Raw genomic sequence first — 21,270 nt, forward strand, 5'->3', positions numbered from 1 at the left:
CGTGCGCGGGGCGACGGGTGGGGGAGAGCGACCATGGTCAGCAGACGTGGGCTGTTGGGCGGAGCGGCGTTGGTGGGGGCCGGTGCGGTGACCGGGGTGACCGGTGGCGCCGGGAGCGCCGCGGCCGACGTTGTGCTGGACACGCCGTTCACCCCCGTCACCGTGCCGCATCTCGCCGAGGCCGAACGGATGGTGCAGTACCAACGGCTGCTCGCGGCAGGGCAGTTGACGACGGGGCTGGTCGGACACTGGGCGCTGGACGGCTCCGGCGCCGACCGCTCCGGGCGCGACCGTCCCGTCACCACCGGCACCGGCGCCACCTGGACGACCCTGCGCGCGGGCGGCGAGCTGAGCCTCGACGGAACCTCCGGGGCGTACGCCGCCACCGCCTCCGTCCTGGACACCACCGCCCCCTTCACCGTCTCGGCCTGGCTGCGGCTCGCCCCCGACGCGAACCCGGCGACCATGTACACGGCCGTCAGCCAGGACGGCGCCACGTGCAGCCGTTTCCTGCTCCAGTACGACGACACCGCGTCGGCGTGGGCGTTCAAGGTGCGCGGCGAGGACCAGAGCGTCAAGATCTCCGCGCTCTCCACCACCCCGGTGGCGCTGGGGAGTTGGACCCACCTCACCGGCGTCTGGGACGGCACCCGCGTCCACCTCCATGTCAACGGCGTCCTGGAAGGCAGCGCCGACGCCACCCTCTCCTGGGCCGCCACCGAGGGCTTCAACATCGGCCGGGCCCGCTGGGACGGCGCCTACGCCAACCGTTTCAAGGGCGCCGTCGACGACGTCCGGGCCTACGGGCGTGCCCTGGACGCCGCGGAGATCGCGCTGATCAGCGGCAGGACCGCCCGCGCCAACAACGTCTACCTCGTGGGCTCCCCGTCCACGGTGACCTGGGGACGCCCCGACGACCTGGCCGGCTGGATCGCCCGCGCCCGCTGCTCCTCGTTCATCACCTGGGTGCTGCGGCACACCTACGGCTGGGCCGACGACGCCTACTTCCGCCAGTACTTCCAGGACCGCATCCCCGAGGCCGCCGACTACCGCAAGGCCTTCGCCGACCACACCGGCGGCCCCCGCTTCCAGCGCATCCGCAAGGTCAGGGACCTGCGCCCCGGCGATGTGATCGCCGTCGACTACAACGGCACCGTCGCGAACAACACCGGGCACATCGTGATGGTCCGCCAGATCAAGGGCGTCTACCCGAACGCCGCGAACTTCGCGGGCGAGACGCAGTACGCCGTCGAGGTCGTCGACTGCACCTCCGACCCGCACGGCGTCCACGGCCTGGCCAGCTACGCCCCCTACCCCGACACCCGCACCGGCGGCAGCGCCGACACCGACGCCTTCGAGGGCGTCGGCATCGGCCACATGATGTTCTACGCCTCCGACGCCACCGGCGAGTTCTCCCGCTACCGGTGGAGCGTCAACACCAACGCGGCGAACACCCACACGGTCGCCCAGCGCCCCATCGCGGCGGCCCGCATCGCCTGACCCGGGCTACTCCCCCGGTCAGAGCCAGTCTTTCCGCTTGAAGATGACGTACAGGCTGGTGCACACCACCGCCATCAGGATGATGGCGAAGGGGTAGCCGAGGGCCCAGTGCAACTCCGGCATGCGGTCGAAGTTCATCCCGTAGATCGTCCCGACGAGGGTGGGGGCGAAGAGGATGGCCGCCCAGCTGGAGATCTTCTTGATCTCCTCGTTCTGTTCGAAGCCCGCTTCCGCCAACGCCCGCATCTCCGCGTTCTGTTGCTGGGTCACCAGGGTCGCGTTCACGGTGAGGATGTCGGTGAGGGCCTGGCGGAAGCCGTCGACGCGTTCGCTGGTGTGGGTGACGTGGTCGGCGACGTCGCGCAGATAGCGCTGGAGCTCCTCGTCGGTGCCGTACTTGGCGAACCCCGCCATCAGACTGTGCAGCATGCCCACCAGGGGACGCGTCGCACGTTGGAACTCGACCATCTCGCGCGAGAGTTCATAGATGCGCCGGGAGACCTTCGGGTCGCCCCGGAAGACCTCCGTCTCGATCTCGTCGACGTCGTTCTGGACGCCCGCGACGACCGGGACATAGCCGTCGACGACCGAGTCGAGGATCGCGTACAGCACCGCCTCGGGCCCCAGCCGCAGCAGCTCAGGCGTCTCCTCCATCCGGCGCCGTACCGCCGACAGGTCGGGGGCCGCGCCGTGCCGGACGGTGATCACGAAGTCATGGCCGACGAACACATGCAGCTCGCCGAAGTCGACCTCCTCCTGCGCGTCCAGGTAGCGGGCCGCGCGCAGCACGACGAACAGGGTGTCGCCGTACCGTTCCAGCTTGGGGCGCTGATGGGCCTCCATCGCGTCCTCGACGGCGAGCGGGTGGAGGTCGAACTCGGCGGCCAGGGAATGGAGTTCACTCTCGGTCGGCCGGGCCAGGCCGATCCACGCCATGCCGGCCGGCTGCTCGCGCAGCTCCCGGTAGGTCTCGGCGAGCGTCGCCGGTGTCGAGACGCGCACGCCGTCCCGGTAGAGCGCGGCCTGCACGATGCTGGGCGGCTCCGGCTCCGGTTCGACCGGCGGCTCGGGCTCCGGCTCGGCCGGTGACTGCGGCGGGGTCAGGGCACGGCGCCAGCCGGACTTCTTCGCGTCGGGGGAGGCGGGACGGGCGCGTCGCTCGGACATGCGGCTGCCTCTCGGGTCGTCGAGCCTGCGGTCGGCGGTACCCCGGGCCCGTGCGGGCGTGATCCTCCGCAGGATATACGGGACGATCAGCCCCGCGAGGTGAGCCTCCGTGCGGGATTCGGTGAGAGTGCCGGGACCGCCGTTGTCCGTATCTCGCGGTCCCGCCGGTCCCGCCGGTTTCGTCCTGGCGGTCTCGCCATGACGACCGTGGCGGCGTCCCCGCCTGCCCCCCCCGCGTCCTCGGTCGCGCGACCCTCGCCCGTCGGCTCCCGGTCCTCCCGGGCGGCAACGGCGTCGAGCTGGGCGACCGGGCGCCGGACATGGATAGGGGGCGTTGCGGGCTGCTCGTGGAAGCCCGCAACGCCCCCTGGCATTGCACCTGAGACGCGCTCAGGAGACCTTCTGGGTTACGAGTTGACCTGCGTGGTCACCAGGTTGGAGAAGGTGGTCAGCCGGGTGTAGACACCCGGAGAACCGGCGCGCGCGCAGCCCTCGCCCCAAGAAGTGATCCCTGCCAGGACGCCCCCGATGAGCAGGGGACCGCCGCTGTCGCCCTGGCAGGTGTCTACGCCACCGGAGGTGAGTCCGGCGCAAACCATGTCGGACTGGACGAAGTCCGAACCGTAGGAGCTGCTGCAACTGGAGTCGGACACCAGCGGCACGGTCGCCGTCCGCAGGGTGTTCGAGGAGCTGCCGTTCTCCGAGGTGGTGCCCCAGCCGAGGATGCGGGCCGTGGTGCCGGCCGCGTACAGGCTGGTCTGCGACGAGGAGACGTACGACGCGGCCGTGTACGGCATCGACGTCGAGAGGGTCAGAACGGCCACGTCGTCACCGTTGGTGGCGTCCGTGTAGCTCGGGTTGACCCAGATCTTGCTGACCCGGGCGACGGTGCCGTTGGTGCCGTTGAGGTTGGTGCGGCCACCGACGACACGCACGCTGCTGGTGGACTCGCCGACCATACAGTGGGCGGCCGTGATCACCTTGGTCGCCGAGACCAGCGTTCCGCCGCAGAACTGGTTCTGCGAGGCGTCCGTGATCTGCATGACGAACGGGTACGCCGTCGTCGTGGTCGTCGAACCGCCGACGATGGGCTGCGGGGCGGCCACGGCTTGGGGGGCGCCGAGCAGGGCGGTAGCGGCTGCGGCAGCCGTCGCGACGGCGACAGCGGCGGACTTCTTGGCGCGGTTGAGCCCGAACATGAGTCTCCTCAGTGGGGTTGCCGGTGGGGGTCGCGCGGGTGTGGGGGGTGTGCACGGGGGTCGCGGGACCGACCTCCGTATGCCCGGCGAAGCGGCATGCCCACACGCTAGGACCCGGCACACCCTCGTCCCAATGAGGGAACCCCCTAGGGGGAGTTGGGCAGGGAAAACCCTCGGTCGGCGCTCAGTTAACCCGCAGTGACGTCACTTCGGGTTACGCCCCGCCGCCAGTCGGACGATATCCACCCGCGAGCGGATGCCCAGCTTCCGGTAGACCCGGGTGAGCGTCGCCTCCACCGTCTTCACGCTGATGAAGAGGCGGGCGGCGATCTCCCGGTTGGTCGCGCCCTCCATGACGAGACCGGCCACCTGACGCTCCATCGCCGCGAGCCCCTCCAGTCCGTCGAGCGCGGCGGCGCCCGGTGCGGGCGGCTGAAGCACCGGCGGTGTCGAACCGGCGGCCTCCACCTGCCGCAGCCACGGCAGCGCCCGGCAGCGCCGGAACAACCGGGCCGCCTCGTCATAGGACGAAGGAACCGGCGTGATGGTTCCCCCCGCGGCCTGACCACCGCTGCGCAGCGCCGCCAGCGCGAACGCGGCCCGCGCCTCCTCCAGGCCGTAGCCCAGTTTCGCCAACCGGTCCTGCACGGACGTCAGTTGGGCCAGCGCCGCCTCGTGGTCGCCACGGGCAGCCCGCACCATCGCCTCCGCCCGGTCCAGGACCGCCAGCACACTCTCCCGCCCGAGCCGCAGCGCGTGCTCCCGGGTGACGTCGACCAGCTCCTGCGCCTCGTCCACCTCACCGACCCGCACCAACGCCTCCGCCAGGTCGCCCTGCCAGCGCCCGCGCGCCGGGTCGGTGATGCCGAGGCCGCTCTCCAACTCCCGTGCCCGGCGCAGCGAGACGACGGTACCGGCGTCGTCCCCGGCCACCAGCTGGGCGTGCCCGAGCGCCGCCAGCGTGCGCGACACATAGATCTGGTCGCCGACCTCCTCGGCCTGCGCGACCGCCTCCCGGGCCAGCTCCAGGGCCCGTTGCACATCGCCCCCCGACGCCTCGGCCAGCGACGTCAGCACGGCCGAGGGCACCTCGCCGATCCCGGAGTCACGGGCCAGGCGGCGGCTCTCCCGGGCCAGGTCGAGGGCGCGGCCGCAGTGCCCGGACCGCAGCTCCGTCTCCGCGAGCAGCCGCACGAAGTGCACCTCGGACTCGACCATGCCGCGCCGCCGCACCTCGCGCAGCAGCGCGGCGACCGTGGAACGGGCCTCGGGCAGCTGGTCGCTCATGATCAGCCAGCGGTAGCGGGTCGCGCCGGGGCCGTTGTGATGGCAGGCCACCTGCGGGTCCTGGGGCTCGCGCAGCGCCCGTTTGATGGTCGCGGGGGCGTCCGGGTGGCCCATCAGGGTCTCGGTCTGGGCCTGGAAGGCGAGCGCGAGCAGCTCGGTGCGCCGGTCGTCCGCACGCGCCGCCAGTTCCGCCGCGTGCGCGGCCTCCTGACGGCCCTCCGCGAAATCGCCCTCGACGACCAGCGCCCGCCACGCCAGCTGATAGCGGACCAGGGCGAGCAGCCCCGGATCGTCACCGGCGTCCGCGAGGACCTGCGGATAGACGGTGTCGACCTCGCCGAGCGCCTGCCCGGCCGCCTCGATCACCACCATCCAGGCCCGCACCCGGTCCGTCGGCGCCGTCGCCCGGGTCAGCACCTCGCGGGCGATGTCCCGGGCCAGATCCACCTCACCGGCCGTGATCGCGTCCTCGGCGGCCTCCAACCGCCGTTCGTCCGGGCCGGGTTCGTCGTCGGCCGGGGTGTGCCGGGCGGCCAGCAGCCCGAGCGAGGCGGCGACCGACGGCGCCCCCCGGTCCCGGGCCTGGGCGGCGGCCTCGGCGAGCCGGGCGGCGGCCTCCGGGTCGGCGCCGGTCACGGCGAGCGCCAGATGCCGGGCGCGTTCGATGGGGTCGGAGGCGGCCGTCGACAGCGCGGCGTGCGCGGCCCGCCGGTCCTGCGCGGGCGCCTCCGCGTACAGCGCGGCCGAGATCAACGGGTGCGCGAACCGTACCGCCGGGCCCTCCCCCTCCGTCGCCAGCAGGCCCAGCTCGGCGGCCTGCGCGGTCTCGGCCTCGGCGTTCTCCCGCCCGGCCGCGTGCAGCAGGGCCAGCGTGGGACGGGCACCGGCGCTGGCCACCAGCAGGGTGCGGCGGGCCTCGGCCGAGAGCATCTCCAGCCGGTTGAGGACCAGGGCCCGCAGCGAGGTCGGCACCGGCAGCGCCTCACCTGGCCGGGGCGGGGTGGCGCTCTCGGCCAGCGCCCGGCCCAGCTCCAGGGCGAAGAGCGGGTTGCCGCCGCTGGTGCGGTGGATGTCCCGCACGATGGAACGGGGCAGCCCGGTGTACCCGCGGTGGTCGAGGAGCGCGGAGACCTGGGAACCGGAGAGCGGGCCGAGCCGCACGGCGAGGGTGTCCGGCGGGGACGCGCGTAGATGCCGGTCGTACTCCTGGCCCTCGGTCCGCACCGCGCACAGCATCTGCACGGGGGTGTCGCCGAGGCGGCGGGCGGCGAAGCCGAGCAGTTCGGCGCTGGCCGAGTCCAGCCACTGGAGATCGTCGGCGACGATCAGCACGGGACCCTCGGCGGCCAGGGCGCGCAGCGCCGACAGCACGGCCAGCCGCAGGGCGAGGCCGTCGCGCTGGAGGCTGGACTCGCCGCGCCCGGTGAGGGCCGACTCCAGGGCGGTGCGCTGGGCGGCGGGCAGCCGCTCGGACACCTCGTCCAGGACCAGACCGAGCAGATCGGCCAGGGCCAGGAAGGGAAGATGGGATTCGGACTCCGTCGCCGAGCAGCGCAACACGGTGCGGGCCGCCGACCCGTATTGCGCGGCCATTGCCCGCAGCACGGTCGACTTTCCTATTCCGGCGGGGCCGTGGAACAGCACACTGCCGCCCCGGGCGAGCTGCTCACGCGCCGCGACAACCAGCCCGTCCCGGCCGATGACCAGGTCGGGGCGGCCTCTGGCAGGCTCCTTGAAGTCCCGTCGCAAGGTCACCGCTCCCTCCCTGTGGCGTGTCCGGGCCAAATTCTAGGCAACTTCACATTGAAATCCGGACTGGCCAGTAGGTGAGGGATATAACAACGGCCCGGCATAGCGAAATCCCCACGCGCTCCCGCCTGAATGAAATGCCCACGCCAAGTCTCCGGAACACCTACGGCAACACCCCCGCCCGCCGCGCCGCGGCCACCGCCTCACCCCGGGTGTGCGCCCCCAACTTCCGCATGGCAGAACGGAGATACCCCTTCACCGTCTCCGCCCGCACCCCGAGCCGCTCGGCCGTCACGGCGTTGGTCGCCCCCGCCGCCACACACGCCAGGACGTCCAGCTCACGCGGGGCCAGACTCACACCGGACGCCTGCGGACGGGGCGCCAGCAGCCCGCACACATCGAGGAGTTCGGCCCGCAGCGCCGGATCGGCGACCTTCGGGGCCAGCGCCCGCAACGCCGCGTGCGCCTCCCGCACCTGCTCCCAGACGGCGCCCGCCGCAGGCGCCGGTTCCGGCACCGACCGCGCCGCCGCCAGCAGACCCCGCGCCTCGTCGCGCACCACCAGCGCCTGTTCCACGTCCCGCGCCGCACCCATCGCCGCGCCCAGCGCCCGGTCACCGAGCGGCTCGGCCGTGCGCAGCGCCCCGTACAGCACCCCGCGCACCCGGCGCCGCACCACCACCGGCACCGCCAGCACCGACCGCAGCCCCTCGACCGCCACCGGCACGTCGTACTCGTGGCTGATCTGCCGGGACGCGGAGTAGTCCGTCACCGCGCACGGGCGGGCCAGCGCCACCGCCTTGCCGCCCAGACCATTGCCCGAGGCCACCGCGAACCCACTGAGCGCGGGCGTGTCCGTGCCGCACAGCTCACTGATCCGCATCCGGGGCCCGCCGCCCGGCTCCACCAGACCGCCGAAGGCCACCGGCAGCCCGGTCGTCCGCCGCAGCCGCCGCAGCGCACCCCGGATCTCCGCCGCCCCCGTCGCGTCACCCGTCACCCGCTCGCCCCTTCCCGGGTCGCACACCCCCGTTCGGGGGTAGTGACACCCGCATCACGGATTACACGATGACAGAGAGCCGCCGGGCAATGGCCCGGTACCGAGGAGGACAGCACACAGATGACGACGGCGACGGAGCGATTCCGTAGCGCGCGGGACTTCCTGCTGGAGCACCGCGAGGACTACGCCACCGCGTACGAGGGCTTCAGCTGGCCCCGACCCGACCGGTTCAACTGGGCGCTCGACTGGTTCGACGTCATCGCCGACGGCAACGACCGGACCGCCCTGCACATCGTCGAGGAGGACGGCTCCGAGCGGAAACTGTCCTTCGCGGAACTCTCCGACCGCTCCGACCGGGTGGCCGGCTGGCTGCGCGCGCGGGGCGTCGCCGCCGAGGACCGGGTCCTGGTCATGCTCGGCAACCAGGCCGAACTGTGGGAGACCGCGCTCGCCGCCATGAAGCTGCGGGCCGTCGTCATCCCGGCGACCCCGCTGCTCGGCCCCGCCGACCTGCGGGACCGGGTCGCGCGCGGCCGGGTCAGCCATGTGATCGCACGCGCTGCGGACACCGCCAAGTTCGCCGAGGTGCCCGGCGCCTACACCCGGATCTCCGTCGGCGGCCTGCCCGAGCCGGGCTGGGAGCCGTTCGAGGACGCCTACGCCGTCGACGAGCCGTTCGTGCCGGACGGACCGACCCTCGCCGACGACCCGCTGATGCTGTACTTCACCTCCGGCACCACCGACCGCCCCAAACTGGTCGAGCACACCCACACCTCGTACCCGATCGGCCATCTGGCCACCCTGTACTGGATCGGGCTGCGCCCCGGCGACGTGCACCTCAACATCTCCTCGCCCGGCTGGGCCAAGCACGCCTGGTCGAACCTGTTCGCGCCGTGGAACGCCGAGGCGACCGTCTTCATCCACAACTACCACCGCTTCGACCCGACCCGCCTGATGGCCGAGATGGACCGTGCGGGCGTCACCACCTTCTGCGCCCCGCCGACGGTGTGGCGGATGCTCATCCAGGCCGACCTGGGCCAGCTGCGCACCCCGCCCCGCGAGGCCCTCGCCGCGGGTGAGCCCCTCAACCCCGAGGTCATCGAGCAGGTCCGGCGCAGCTGGGGCGTCACCGTCCGGGACGGTTTCGGGCAGACCGAGACCGCCGTCCAGGTCGCCAACACCCCGGGGCAGCCGTTGAAGAGCGGCTCCATGGGCCGTCCCAGCCCCGGCTACCGCGTCACCCTCCTCGACCCGGTCAGCGGCGCGCCCGGCGCCGCCGAGGGCGAGATCGCCCTCGACCTGTCGGCCCGCCCGGTCGGCCTGATGACCGGCTACCACGGCGACCCGGACCGAACGACGGAGGCGATGGCCGGCGGCTACTACCGCACCGGCGACGTCGCCGCCCGCGACGAGGACGGCTACCTCACCTACATCGGGCGCAGCGACGACGTCTTCAAGGCGTCCGACTACAAGATCAGCCCCTTCGAGCTGGAGAGCGCGCTGCTTGAGCACGAGGCGGTGGCCGAGGCGGCCGTGGTGCCCGCGCCGGACGAGCTGCGGCTCGCGGTGCCGAAGGCGTACATCGTGCTCGCCGAGGGCTGGCAGCCGGGACCGGACACCGCGAAGGTGCTGTTCGAGCACGCGCGCGGGGTCCTCGCCCCCTACAAGCGCATCCGCGTCCTGGAGTTCGGGGCGCTGCCCAAGACGGTCTCCGGCAAGATCCGCCGCATCGAGCTGCGCGAGGCGACGGCGGCGGGCTCGACGGACGAGTACCGCGAGGAGGACTTCCGGTGACCGCGCCGGGTGCGTACACCCATGGAACGAGTGCGACGACGCTGCTCGGTGACACCATCGGCGCCAACCTCGACCGGGCCGTCGGCGCCTGGCCCGACCGGGAGGCGCTGGTCGACGTGGAGACCGGGCGGCGGTGGACGTACCGGGATTTCGCCGCCGACGTCGACCGGCTCGCCCGCGCGCTGCTGGCCGACGGGGTGGCCCAGGGGGACCGGGTCGGCATCTGGGCGGTCAACTGCGCGGAATGGGTGCTGGTCCAGTACGCGACCGCCCGGGTCGGCGCCGTCATGGTGAACATCAACCCGGCCTACCGCACCCACGAGGTCGAGTACGTCCTCAACCAGGCAGGAATCTCCCTGCTGTTCGCGACCCTGAGCCACAAGGCCAGCGACTACCGGGCGATGGTCGAGCAAGTCACCGTGAACTGCCCGCAGTTGCGGCGGACCGTCTACATCAGTGACCCGAGTTGGGAGGCGTTCACCGAGCGCGGCACCCCCGACCGGCAGGACGAACTCCTCGCCCGGCAGGCCGGGTTGTCCTGCGACGACCCCATCAACATCCAGTACACCTCGGGCACCACCGGCTTCCCGAAGGGGGCCACCCTCTCCCACCACAACATCCTCAACAACGGTTATTTCGTGGGGGAGTCGATCGCGTACACCGAGCGGGACCGGATCTGTCTGCCGGTGCCCTTCTACCACTGCTTCGGCATGGTGATGGGAAATCTCGCGGCCACGTCGCACGGCGCCTGCATGGTGATCCCGGCGCCCTCCTTCGACCCGAGGGCGACCCTGGAGGCGGTCCAACAGGAGCGCTGCACCTCGCTGTACGGCGTCCCGACCATGTTCATCGCCGAGCTGAACCTCCCCGGCTTCGCCGACTTCGACCTGTCGTCGCTGCGCACCGGCATCATGGCGGGCTCGCCCTGCCCGGTCGAGGTGATGAAACGGGTGGTCGCCGAGATGCACATGGCCGAGGTCTCCATCTGCTACGGCATGACCGAGACCTCCCCGGTCTCCCTCCAGACCCGTATCGACGACGACCTCGACCACCGCACCACGACCGTCGGCCGCGTCCTGCCCCACCTGGAGGTCAAGGTCGTCGACCCGGCCACCGGGGTGACCCGACCCCGGGGCGAGGCAGGGGAGTTGTGCACCCGTGGCTACAGCGTGATGCTCGGCTACTGGAACGAACCCGCCAAGACCGCCGAGGTCGTCGACGCCGGTCGCTGGATGCACACCGGCGACCTCGCCCTGATGCGCGAGGACGGCTATGTGGAGATCGTCGGCCGCATCAAGGACATGATCATCCGGGGCGGCGAGAACATCTACCCGCGCGAGATCGAGGAGTTCCTCTACGCCCACCCGAGGATCACGGACGTCCAGGTGGTCGGCGTCCCCCATGAGCGGTACGGCGAGGAGGTGTTGGCCTGCGTGATCCCGCGCGACGCGGCCGACCCGCTCACGCTGGAGGAGCTCCAGGCCTACTGCGCGGGGCGCCTTGCCCACTACAAGATCCCGAGCCGGCTGCGCATCCTGGACGCCTTCCCGATGACGGTGTCGGGCAAGGTCCGCAAGATCGAGCTACGCGAGAAGTACGCGGAGCGGTAGGGGAGTTGAGCGGGCCGGGCGGGGGCCAGGGGGGGGGGCAGCGGTGCCGGGGGTGCCGGGAGTGCCGGGGTCGCGAGGTCCCGAGGTCCCGAGGTCCCGGGGTTCTGGGGTTCCGAGGGGGCGGGTGGCGGTGGCTCCGTGTGTGTTGCGGGGGAACGGGGGTCAGGTGCCCGTGGCTTCAAGCTCGTCGGCGAGATGGTTGAGGGGCTGGGGGGTGCCGGTGAGGTCGAGGACGAAGAGCGGGATGCCGAGGGAGTTGGCGCGGTCGCGGGCGTCGTCGGCGAATCCGGCGAGGGAGAAGTACACGCAGTGGGCCGACTCCGTCATCGCCGTCAGCCACAGACACTCGACGTCGCGCGGGGACGCCGGACGCATGGTCGGATCGACCTGCACGACCAGCCCCCGCGCGGCGAGCCCTATCCCGGACGGCGGCCGCTGATCGGCCCGCCGGATGTCCTGGTAACCGAGCCAACGCAAGTACAGCGCGGCGGCGGTGACGGCATCGCGGGCGGTCCGGATGGTGACGGGCTGGAACGGCCGACGCCGGGACGGGAGGTGAGGGGACGCCGGGGGCGCGGGGTACGGGGCGGCCGGACGCGGGTCGGCCTTGTGTGGGGTGGTCGGGTGCGGGGTGGTCGGGTGCGGGGCGGGGTCGGCGGCTGACGCCGGGGCCGGGCCGGGGTCGGTGACCGGGGTGGGCCTGGAGTGCGGGGGAGTGTCCGAGGCCTCTTCCGGGGCGGGAGTCGAGGCGGGGGCGGCGGCAGAGGGGGCGGGGGAGGGGGCTGAAGGGGATGGGGAGGGCGAGGCCTGCTCTGGTGTCGGCGTCGCGTCTGCGGGGGGTGCGGTGGTCGGGTGTGGTTTCGGCGCCGGGTCCGGCTCCGGCATCGCGCCCGTCCCCGCGCCCGTCCCCGTGTCAGCGTCCGCGTCCGGGTGCTGCTCCGACCTCGGTGTTCCCGGTGATCCTGGTGCTCCCGATGCCCCTTCGCTCATCGGGATGCGGAGGGAGGTACCGCAGGGGCAGCCCAACTCCGGTTGGGGCCACTGGTTCCGGCGGGCGCAGGAGGCGCAGGGGACGGTGATCCAGTCCTCGTCCCACACTCGGTGGGTGATCACCTCCGGTGCCCCGGCCGGATCGAGCGGCGGGGCGGTCGGGGCGCCGCACGCGCACGGGTAGGACGGTGCGGAATACCGGTGTTCGCGTCGGCAGGCCGGGCACTGCACCGGCACGCTCTCGGGCATGGCCCACTCCAAGGCATCGCAACGAGACTGCGCTCCCCATACTCCCCCCTTCACGCTCCGGTGGGACCCCCTTGCCGGTCTCTTGACCGGTTTCACACGGCCCCCTGCATTCATTCCAGATAGTAGAAGTTGAAGTCCATAATACGGAAAGTAAACGTCCGGTGGGCGCGACGGAAGTGCGATTCCGGCAGTCGGGGCAGGAGGGCGCGATGGCTCGAATGGCCGCTGCCCGCACGGCAGTTGAGATCCTCGAACGGGAGGGCGTCAGGGACGTGTTCGGTGTCCCGGGCGCGGCGTTCAACCCCTTCTACGCGGCGCTCAAAGCCGCCGGAGGACTTCCAGGCCGTCGACATCGCCTCGAACGCCGCCCCGGTCACCAAGTCGGCGCTCACCGTCCTGGCGGCGGCCCAGGTCCCCGGCGCCTTCCAGCAGGCGTTCCAGCTGATGCGGTCCGGGCGCCCGGGGCCGGTCCTGATCGACCTGCCGATCGACGTCCAGCTGACGGAGGTCGAGTTCGACCCGGAGACCTGTGAGCCGCTGCCCGTCCACAAGCCCGCCACGGCCCCGCGCCCCGATCGAGAAGGCCCTCACGATGCTGGGCGCCTCCCGGCGTCCGCTGATCGTCGCCGGTGGCGGTGGCGGTGGCGGTGGCGGTGGCGGTGGCGGTGGCGTCAACGCCGACGCCTGTGAACTCATCGTCGAATTAGCCGAGTTGACGGGCGTCCCGGTCGTCCCGACCCTGACGGACTGGGGTGTGCTGATCGGCAGGATCTTCCCGGCCGACTACGGCATCACCTCCGACGCGAAGGCCGCCCTGGAGCAATTCTTGCCCGTAGCACGGGAGTTGAGGGCGGCGGGGCGGCTCCCGGACCGTTCCGCGTGGGCGGCGCGTGCGCAGGAAAAGAAGGCGACCCTCCAGCCGGAGACCCGCTATGTCCCCGCCATCGGCCTCTCGCAGATCGCGGGCGCCCCACTCCTGCACATGTTCCGGGTGCCGGTCGTGGTGGAGGTGATCGTGGAACGCGTCACCAACATCTCCATGTCGACCACGAACGACATCTCCCACATCGTCGAGTTCGAGGAACTGGCCACGGAACCGGCGCACGCACCGGCGCCCATCAGGACGCTCACGTCCCGACCCATGCGGAACGGCGAGCGGGGGCAGCCCAGTTGAGAGGGGTTGCCCTCACTCGGTGCCGGGGTGCCGGGGTGCCGGGGTGCCGGGGTGCCGGGGTGCCGGGGTGCCGGGGTGCCGGGGTGTGCCGGGGTGCCGGGGTGCCGGGTTGGGGTGCGGGGGGTGCCGGGGCGTGCTCCGTAAGCGCCGCAACCGGCCACGTTTCGAGTGTGGCCGTGTGGCCGAACTCCCCACCCTGACCTCGGCGTTGGCTCTGGCGCATTCTGGCCGACCGCTCATGTCCATGGCGCCCGCGTCCGTGCGGCGGGAGGGTGAACTCTGCGTGTCTGGACGTCCGGTGGGGGTGTGGAAAGGGCGGGGACCGTGGTGGGCGAGACGGTTCGGGGTGGCTCCTCCTCACGTCGAAGGAGACGCCCCGCCCTTCACCACCGCACGGGCTCGCACGCCGCCACGGTCCCCGCCTCGCCCGCGACCGGTCGACCGGTCACCCGTCAACCCGGGCCGGTCGGCCGCGTGGGCCGTCAGCGGGGTGACACCCCTCTGTCCGAGGGGAGTTGGGTTCCGGGCGGGTGCCGACACCGGGCGCAACAGGACAGTTGTCGGCGGCGACACCACCCACAAGTCTGAGATGCCAGGCCCAACTGGACTCCAGGGGCGCCCGGTTCAGACCTGGGCGCCGGAGAGCCGCTCCACGGACCGCAGCAGGGCCGAGTGTCGAGGCCGCCGTCGCCCTGTGCCCGCAGGCTCGCGACCAGTTGGGCGCCGATCGGCACCGATCGGCAGCGCCGCGCCGGCCGCGCGGGCGGCCTCGGGGTGGCGGTGCCCAGATCCTTGACGATCAGTTCGTCGGCGGCCTTGGCGGTCTGCCCCGAACCGTGCGGACCGCCCCGCACGACGGTCCCGCCGATCACGTTGAACAGCGGCTTCGCGGCCTCGAAGTCGGCCTGTTCGCCGCCGACCATGATGGACAGCACCGCCTCCACGGCACCGGCATCGCCGCCTGACACGGGCGCGTCGAGCACCCGGACGCCCTTGGCCAGGGCGGCTTGCGCGAGGTCGATCGAGGTCTGCGGGGTGATCGACGACCTGTCGATGAGCAGGGCGCCGGGGAGGGCGTGCGCCAGGATGCCGTCGGGGCCGTACGCGACGGCCTCGACCTGCGGGGAGGCGGGCACCATCGTGACGATGACGTCGGCGTCCCGCACGGCATCGGTGATCGCCCCGGCCTCGCTGCCTCCGGCGGCGGCCAGCCGGTCCAACTTGGCCTGCTCCAGGGCGAATCCGGTGACGTGGTACCTGGCCTCGATGAGGTTCTCGGACATCGGGGAGCCCATGATGCCGAGGCCGATCCACGCAACGCCGGTGAGCACGCTCATGGTTGAGGGTTCCTCTCTCTGACTGCTCGTCCGGGTGGGGGAGTTCAGCGCGCGGCGCGCGGGAGCCAGTCGAGGGCCTCGGCGCTCCGCCGGTCACCCGGCTTGAACTCCAGGCCGACCAGGCCGTCGTGGCCCGCCTTCGTCAACCGGTCGAGGAGTCCGCCAGCGGGACCGTGCCCGTGCCCGGGGGCGCCCCGGCCGGGGTCGTCGGCGATCTGCACATGCCCGGTCCGCGCCGCGAGCCGCTCGATCACGGTCGGCAACTCCTTCCCGTTCATGGACAGGTGGTAGAGGTCCATGAGGAACCGTGCGTTGCCGGGGCCGGTCGCCTCGTTGACCCGGTCGACGACCTCGACGACCTCGACGACCTCGACGGCGGCCGGTGCCGACACCAGCGGGTACCGCGGCGACTCCACCCGGTTGGAGGGCCTCGATCAGCAGAACGGCGCCGACCCGGTGGGCGGCGCGGGCCAGGTTCTCCCACGCCAGCGCGTCCTGTTCGGCCGGGTCCACGCCGTCGACCCGGTTGCCGTACAGCGCGTTGAGGGCCGTGCAGCCGACCGATCGTGCGAACTCCGTGGCCACGTCGACGTTGGCACGGAACCGCTCCGACTCCGCGCCGGGGATCGACAGGGCGCCCCGGTCGGGGCCCGGCAACTGCCCGGCGTAGAAGTTCAGCCCGGCCAGCCGGGCCCCCGCGACCTCCAATGCCCGCTTCAGACCGTCGATGCCGCGATGCTGCCCAGCAGGCGGAGGGAGGCCTCGGAGGTGGAGCCGGGGCGAGCCGTGTAGGTGATGACGCGGTGTCCCGGGGTGCCCGTCAGGCAGAGGTTCGTGAAGTCCAGCTCCAGCGCGCCGACGTGGGGGTGGCGCAGGCGCTTGGCGCCCGAGGCGCAGGTCCGCACCGGGTGCGCGGCCCAGAGCGTGGCGAACTCGGCCGACTGGATGGACAGCGCGCCGATCAACTCGGCCAGCGCCCGGTCGCCGGGATGGCGTCCGGCCACCAATCGCAGGGACGCGACGGCGAGTTCGGCCTCCTCGTGCCGGTCGGGGTACAGGTACCGGTACCGGCGGTCCAGGAACAGCATCCGCACCAGGTTCGGCCGGTCGCCCCCGGCATCCGGCGCGTCCCACGTCAACTGCCCGGCGAGCAAGGCGTGTCCGAGCACGTTCCAGCCGAGCACATCGCCCCGCCGGTCCAGGATCACGGCCGGTACGTCGGTCATCGCCGCCACCAACTGCCTTGCTGACGAACCCACGTGATCCGCACGCGCTGCCGCCATCCGGGTACCGTCGGCCGGGCGGGCGAGATCCTTCAGGTGCGCGCTCTCGTCCGGACCGAGCCGCAACGTGCGGGCGATCGCGTCCAGCACCGAGTCCGACGCGCCCCGAGCCCGGCCCTGTTCGAGCCGCGTGTAGTGGGTGATGCTGACGCCCGCGAGCGCGGCCAGCTCCTCGCGCCGCAACCCCGCCACCCGGCGCCGGGTCGGATGCGGGGTGAGCCCGAGATCCTCCGGACGCAGCGCCGCACGCCGGGACTTGAGGAAGTTCCCCAGCTCGGACCAGGTGTCCACACGCCCCTCCCAGGTCATCGACGGAACTGCGTCCATGATGCCGCCCGGCCCCGACCGACGGGAGCGCCCAGGGTGGTCCTGCCGTGACCACCCTCGCGCCGCCTGCCCAGGACGCGGTCCTTACTCGCCCACCGCGACCCGGGCGAGCCTTCCTCAACAACCGCTCCGGACAGCGCCGTTGACGCTCCGGAACCCCGCGAGGAAGGACGACCACCCCATGCCCGCCACCGACAGCCCACCCACGGACGCCGCCCCCACCACCCTCACGCCCCGCCTGCGCCTGGTGCTCGTGCTGCTGCTCGCCGCCCAGTTCATGCTGGCGGTCGACTTCTCGATCCTGAACGTGGCGCTGCCCGTCATCGGCACGAGCCTCGGCTTCCCGCTCGCCCAACTCACCTGGATCGGCACGTCGTTCGCCCTCTGCGCGGCCGGATTCACGCTGTTCCTCGGCCGCGTCGCCGACCTCTTCGGGCGCCGTCGGATGTTCCTCGGAGGCCTCGCGCTGCTCGCCGTCGCCTCCCTCGCGGGCGGCCTCGCGCGCAGCCCCGAGGCGCTGCTCACCGCGCGCGTGCTCCAGGGCCTCGCGACGGCCGCGGTGACCCCGGCGGGCCTGTCCCTGCTGACCACGTCGTTCCCCGAAGGGCCCTTGCGGCAACGGGCGTTGGGCCTCAACGGGGCGTTGATGTCCGCCGGTTTCACCACCGGCGCGATCCTCGGCGGCCTGCTGACCGACCTCCTCTCCTGGCGGTGGGCGTTCTTCGTCAACGTCCCCGTCGCCCTCGCCGTCCTGGCCGTTGCCCCGTCGGTCGTCGCGGAGTCCCGCCCCGAACGGCGCCCGAAGCTGGACCTGCCCGGCGCGGTCAGTGTCACCCTCGGCCTGCTCGCCGTCGTCCTCGGCCTCACCCGGGCCGGCCAGGACGGCTGGACCGCGCCGACCGCCCTGGTCCCGCTGGCGATCGGCGCCGCCCTGCTCCTCGTCTTCCACGCCGTCGAACGTCGGGTCCCGGCGCCGCTGGTGCCGTTGGACGTGCTGCGGCGGCCCTCGGTGGCCTGGGGCAACGCGGCCGGTCTGATCGCCTTCCTCACCGAGACGTCGTTGGTGTTCCTGCTGACCCTCTACCTCCAGGACGTGCTGGGCTTCTCCGCGCTCGCCGCCGGGCTGAGCTTCGGTGTGCTCGGCCTCGGCACGGTCGTCGGCGGCTCCGTCGCCTCCCGGGTCATCGGGCGGATCGGCAGCGCGCCGACGCTGATCGTCGGCGGGATCATGCAGGCCACGGCCACCGCGGCGCTCCTCGCACTCGGCGCCGAACGGTCCTGGATGGGCCTTCTGCTGCCCGCCACCTTCCTCGGCGGCGTCGGAAACATGCTGGTCATCGTGGGTTTCATGGTCACCGCCACGTCCGGTCTCGCGGACCGGGAACAGGGCTTGGCCACCGGCCTCGCCACCATGACCCAGCAGATCGGCATCACCATGGGCACCCCGGTCATGGGCGCCGTCGCCACCGCCGCCATGACCGGCACCGGCACGGCGGCCGTCCTCACCGGACTGCGAACGGCCATCGCGGCCAACGTCGCCGTGGTCCTGGCCGGCGTCCTGGTCGGCGGGGTCCTGCTGCGGGCGGGACGGTCAGCGGGAGAAGGGAGCGGGGCGGGGGAGGAGTGACGGTTGGGGGAAGGGGGACGAAATTCCGGTCGGCTAGAGTCGCTGCGCGGCTCCCGGTGTCGCCCCCGTGTGGCCCTGCCGTCGGTGATCCCGGGGGAAGCGCAGGTCAGGACCGTGACTGGGGGCAGTATGCGATTGCGTGTGGAGTTCACCACCGAACCCTTCGACCTGGACGAGCCACCGGCGCACGCGCTGGTCGCCCGCGAGGTCATCGAGGGGGCCACCCTCGACGCGGTGGACGTGGGCCCGTTCGGCAACACGGCGGAAGGTGGCGCCGACGCCGTACTCACCGCCGTCGACGCGCTGCTGCGCCGGAGTCTGGCGGCCGGCGCCACCCGGATCTCGCTCCAGGTGAACGTGGTCGGGGAGGACACCAAGTGACCGCTGCCGAGGGCGAGCCCTTCCTCGCCGCGGTGAAACCGCTGGTCGACGCCATGGGCGGGGAGATGTTCGCGCCGGGCGAGGCCGGTCCCGACGACGTTGTGCTCAGCTGGCAGGGCGCCGAGGTGGTCGCCGTGCGGCTGCCGCAGCTCGCCGACTCGCTCGACCACATCCTGGCCGCCATGGAACGCGCCCGGGGCAAGCCGCTGGCCGACCTCGACCGCAAGGCCAAGCAGGAAGTAGTACGGGTACTGGAGGCACGCGGCGCGTTCTCCGTGCGGCACGGGGTGGAGACGGTGGCCGGAGCCCTCGGCGTCAGCCGCTTCACCGTCTACAACTACCTCAACCGCGAGAAGGGGACCTGACGGGGGAGCCCCTAGGGGGCGGGTGCGTTCCGGTGGCGGGGGATGCTTGTTACCGGGAATTTTCAACAAACTGTTGACGTCGAGTTTTCGAGCGCGTTAGCTAACGGCAGCCCGTTCAGCACGACGGCCGCTCGCGGCCACGGAGGCTCCCGTGACGTCGACACGCATGCCCCCGGGCCTGGCCCGGTTCAACGCCCTGGCGGAGCACGCGGCGCTCGCCGCCCTCACCGAGGCGTGCGCCTCCACCCGGTGGGCGGCGCGGCTGCTGGCCGCCCGCCCCTACCTCACCCTCGACACCCTGCGCACCGCCAGTGACGCCGCCATGGCCGACCTGACCGGCGACGATCTGGCCGAGGCGATGGCCGGGCACCCGCCCATCGGCCGCCCCGCGCCCGGCGACCCGACCTCGGCCCGTGAGCAACGTGGCATGGCCGGCGCCTCCGAGGAACTCACGGCGCAGATGCTTGAACTGAACCTGGCGTACCAGGAGAAGTTCGGCCATGTCTTCCTGATCTGCGCCACCGGCCGTACCGGCGAGCAGATGCGCGACGCGGTACGGGAACGGATCGACAACACGCCGGAGCGGGAGCGCGAGAACGTCCGCACCGAACTGGGCAAGATCAACCGCATCCGGCTCGACCGTCTCGTAGGGGAAGTCCCGCAGGGGACAGATTCCCTAGGGGAAGCCCCGGAAGGGGCAGATCCCCTACGGGAAGTCCCGCAAGGGGCAGGCCCCCTAGGGAAAGCCCCGTACGGGGAAGGAGAAGGGGCATGACCGCTTCCGCCGACGCCTCCGTGTCCACGCACATCCTGGACACCTCCGTCGGACGGCCCGCCCAGGGCGTCGCCGTCCAGCTCGCCGCCCGTACGGGCCCCGCTGCCGACTGGCAGGCACTCGGCGGTTCCGCGACCGACGCGGACGGCCGGTGCAGGGACCTCCCGGCGCTGCCGACGGGCACCACTCACGTACGGCTCGACTTCGCCGTCGAGGCGTACTTCCTGAAGTCCGAGAAGAATCAGGCCGATACGCAGCAGGACGCCCCCGCGAATCGGGACAGCGGTGTGTTCTTCCCGGAAGTGGCGATCACCTTCGCCGTACAGCCCGGTGAGCACTATCACGTACCGCTGCTGCTCAACCCGTTCGGCTACTCCGTATACCGAGGGAGCTAGCAGACATGACCGATGTTTCCCGCCCGGCCCGCCCGGCCCGACCTGCGTTCCTGGGGCAGAACCAGTACGGCAAGGCCGAGAACCGGGTCGTCAGGATCACGCGGGACGGCGCCACCCACCACATCAAGGACCTCAACGTCTCCGTCGCCCTCTCCGGCGACATGGACGACGTCCACTACTCCGGCTCGAACGCCAACGTGCTGCCGACGGACACCACGAAGAACACGGTGTACGCGTTCGCCAAGGAGCACGGCATCGAGTCCGCCGAACAGTTCGGCATCGCGCTGGCCCGCCACTTCGTGACCAGCCAGGAGCCGATCCACACGGCCCGCATCCGCATCGAGGAGTACGGCTGGGAACGGATCGACACCACCGACACCGCCAACTCCCCGTCCGGCGAGGCTAGTTCCGACGAGGCCGACACGCCCCGGCACTCCTTCGTCCGCAAGGGCCAGGAGACCCGGGTCACCCAGATCACCTACGACGGCGCATCCTGGGAGGTCATATCGGGCCTGAAGGATCTCGTCGTGATGAACTCGACGGACTCCGAGTTCTGGGGCTACGTCAAGGACAAGTACACGACGCTGCCGGAGGCCCACGACCGCATCCTCGCCACCGAGGTCTCCGCCCGCTGGCGCTTCAACTGGACCGACGACACAGAGGAGTTGCCGGACTGGGAGACCTCCTACGAGGAGGTGCGCGGACATCTGCTGCGGGCCTTCGCCGAGACGTACTCGCTCTCGCTCCAGCAGACCTTGTACCAGATGGGCGCGCGCGTCATCGACCACCGCGACGAGATCGACGAGGTGCGCTTCTCGCTGCCGAACAAGCACCACTTCCTCGTCGACCTCGCCCCCTTCGGGCTCAAGAACGACAACGAGGTCTACTTCGCCGCCGACCGGCCCTACGGCCTGATCGAGGCGACGGTCCTGCGCGACGGCTGCGAGCCCCGCATCCCGGTGGACCTCACCAACCTGTAGACGGCTGGGCCGCGGGCACCCCTTAAGGGTTGAGGCGCCCCGTAGTGCCGGTAGTACCCGTAGTACCTGCTTCTCGGCACC

13 protein-coding genes and 5 pseudogenes are annotated in these 21,270 nt (G+C 72.0%); 10 read left to right on the forward strand and 8 right to left on the reverse strand.

Annotation, left to right across the window (positions count from 1 at the left end):
• Positions 1-33 precede the first annotated feature (33 nt).
• Positions 34-1,500, forward strand: a complete 1,467-nt coding sequence (locus tag ACIQOU_RS06115) for a LamG domain-containing protein (protein ID WP_401534289.1) — start codon at positions 34-36, stop codon at positions 1,498-1,500.
• Between the two features lie 18 nt (positions 1,501-1,518).
• Here the strand turns inward: ACIQOU_RS06115 and ACIQOU_RS06120 are convergent, their stop codons facing one another.
• From ACIQOU_RS06120 to ACIQOU_RS06135, 4 genes are all read right to left on the reverse strand, one after another.
• Positions 1,519-2,667: a magnesium and cobalt transport protein CorA gene (locus ACIQOU_RS06120; protein ID WP_401534291.1), complete on the reverse strand. Its 1,149-nt coding sequence runs from the start codon at positions 2,665-2,667 to the stop codon at positions 1,519-1,521.
• A 407-nt stretch (positions 2,668-3,074) separates the two neighbouring features.
• Positions 3,075-3,866, reverse strand: coding sequence for a S1 family peptidase (locus ACIQOU_RS06125; RefSeq protein WP_401534292.1), 792 nt, complete (start codon positions 3,864-3,866; stop codon positions 3,075-3,077).
• A 204-nt stretch (positions 3,867-4,070) separates the two neighbouring features.
• On the reverse strand, positions 4,071-6,908 hold the full coding sequence (locus ACIQOU_RS06130) for an AAA family ATPase (RefSeq protein WP_401534294.1): 2,838 nt from the start codon (positions 6,906-6,908) through the stop codon (positions 4,071-4,073).
• 157 nt (positions 6,909-7,065) lie between these two features.
• On the reverse strand, positions 7,066-7,902 hold the full coding sequence (locus ACIQOU_RS06135; RefSeq protein WP_401534296.1) for a LuxR family transcriptional regulator: 837 nt from the start codon (positions 7,900-7,902) through the stop codon (positions 7,066-7,068).
• Positions 7,903-8,022: 120 nt separating this feature from the next.
• On the opposite strand from ACIQOU_RS06135, the gene ACIQOU_RS06140 reads away from it, so the two are divergent.
• Positions 8,023-9,696: an AMP-binding protein gene (locus ACIQOU_RS06140; protein ID WP_401534298.1), complete on the forward strand. Its 1,674-nt coding sequence runs from the start codon at positions 8,023-8,025 to the stop codon at positions 9,694-9,696.
• The gene (locus ACIQOU_RS06145; RefSeq protein WP_401534299.1) at positions 9,693-11,306 is read left to right on the forward strand and encodes an AMP-binding protein; all 1,614 of its coding nucleotides are present in this window, start codon (positions 9,693-9,695) and stop codon (positions 11,304-11,306) included. The genes ACIQOU_RS06140 and ACIQOU_RS06145 overlap by 4 nt, the downstream gene beginning before the upstream one ends.
• Before the next feature lie 162 nt (positions 11,307-11,468).
• On the opposite strand, the pseudogene ACIQOU_RS06150 reads toward ACIQOU_RS06145, so the two are convergent.
• Positions 11,469-11,864, reverse strand: a pseudogene (locus tag ACIQOU_RS06150) (hypothetical protein); the annotation flags it as partial.
• Positions 11,865-12,754: 890 nt separating this feature from the next.
• Between ACIQOU_RS06150 and ACIQOU_RS06155 the strand changes: the two are divergent.
• Positions 12,755-13,719 (forward strand): annotated as a pseudogene (locus tag ACIQOU_RS06155) (hypothetical protein).
• Between the two features lie 624 nt (positions 13,720-14,343).
• On the opposite strand, the pseudogene ACIQOU_RS06160 reads toward ACIQOU_RS06155, so the two are convergent.
• From ACIQOU_RS06160 to ACIQOU_RS06170, 3 genes and pseudogenes are all read right to left on the reverse strand, one after another.
• Positions 14,344-15,056 (reverse strand): annotated as a pseudogene (locus ACIQOU_RS06160) (NAD(P)-binding domain-containing protein).
• Between the two features lie 44 nt (positions 15,057-15,100).
• Positions 15,101-15,782, reverse strand: a pseudogene (locus ACIQOU_RS06165) (TIM barrel protein); the annotation flags it as partial.
• Complete coding sequence (locus ACIQOU_RS06170) at positions 15,773-16,666, reverse strand: helix-turn-helix domain-containing protein (RefSeq protein WP_401534301.1); 894 nt, start codon at positions 16,664-16,666, stop codon at positions 15,773-15,775. The pseudogene ACIQOU_RS06165 and the gene ACIQOU_RS06170, both read right to left, overlap by 10 nt.
• 181 nt (positions 16,667-16,847) lie before the next feature.
• On the opposite strand from ACIQOU_RS06170, the gene ACIQOU_RS06175 reads away from it, so the two are divergent.
• The 6 genes and pseudogenes from ACIQOU_RS06175 to pucL all read left to right on the forward strand — a co-directional run bounded on the left by ACIQOU_RS06175 (position 16,848) and on the right by pucL (position 21,189).
• A complete protein-coding gene (locus ACIQOU_RS06175; RefSeq protein ID WP_401534303.1) occupies positions 16,848-18,293 on the forward strand; it encodes an MFS transporter in 1,446 nt (481 codons plus the stop codon).
• Positions 18,294-18,422: 129 nt separating this feature from the next.
• The gene (locus ACIQOU_RS06180) at positions 18,423-18,674 is read left to right on the forward strand and encodes a hypothetical protein (protein WP_401534304.1); all 252 of its coding nucleotides are present in this window, start codon (positions 18,423-18,425) and stop codon (positions 18,672-18,674) included.
• Between the two features lie 53 nt (positions 18,675-18,727).
• A complete protein-coding gene (locus ACIQOU_RS06185; protein ID WP_401534682.1) occupies positions 18,728-19,039 on the forward strand; it encodes a helix-turn-helix domain-containing protein in 312 nt (103 codons plus the stop codon).
• Positions 19,040-19,190: 151 nt separating this feature from the next.
• A pseudogene (uraD, locus tag ACIQOU_RS06190) lies at positions 19,191-19,694 on the forward strand (2-oxo-4-hydroxy-4-carboxy-5-ureidoimidazoline decarboxylase); the annotation flags it as partial.
• A gap of 116 nt (positions 19,695-19,810) precedes the next feature.
• A complete protein-coding gene (gene uraH / locus ACIQOU_RS06195) occupies positions 19,811-20,209 on the forward strand; it encodes a hydroxyisourate hydrolase (RefSeq protein WP_401534306.1) in 399 nt (132 codons plus the stop codon).
• 5 nt (positions 20,210-20,214) lie between these two features.
• Complete coding sequence (gene pucL / locus ACIQOU_RS06200; protein ID WP_401534308.1) at positions 20,215-21,189, forward strand: factor-independent urate hydroxylase; 975 nt, start codon at positions 20,215-20,217, stop codon at positions 21,187-21,189.
• Positions 21,190-21,270: the final 81 nt, after the last annotated feature.

Origin of the sequence: Streptomyces sp. NPDC091279, from assembly GCF_044757465.1 — a bacterium.
Taxonomy (GTDB): Bacteria; Actinomycetota; Actinomycetes; order Streptomycetales; family Streptomycetaceae; genus Streptomyces.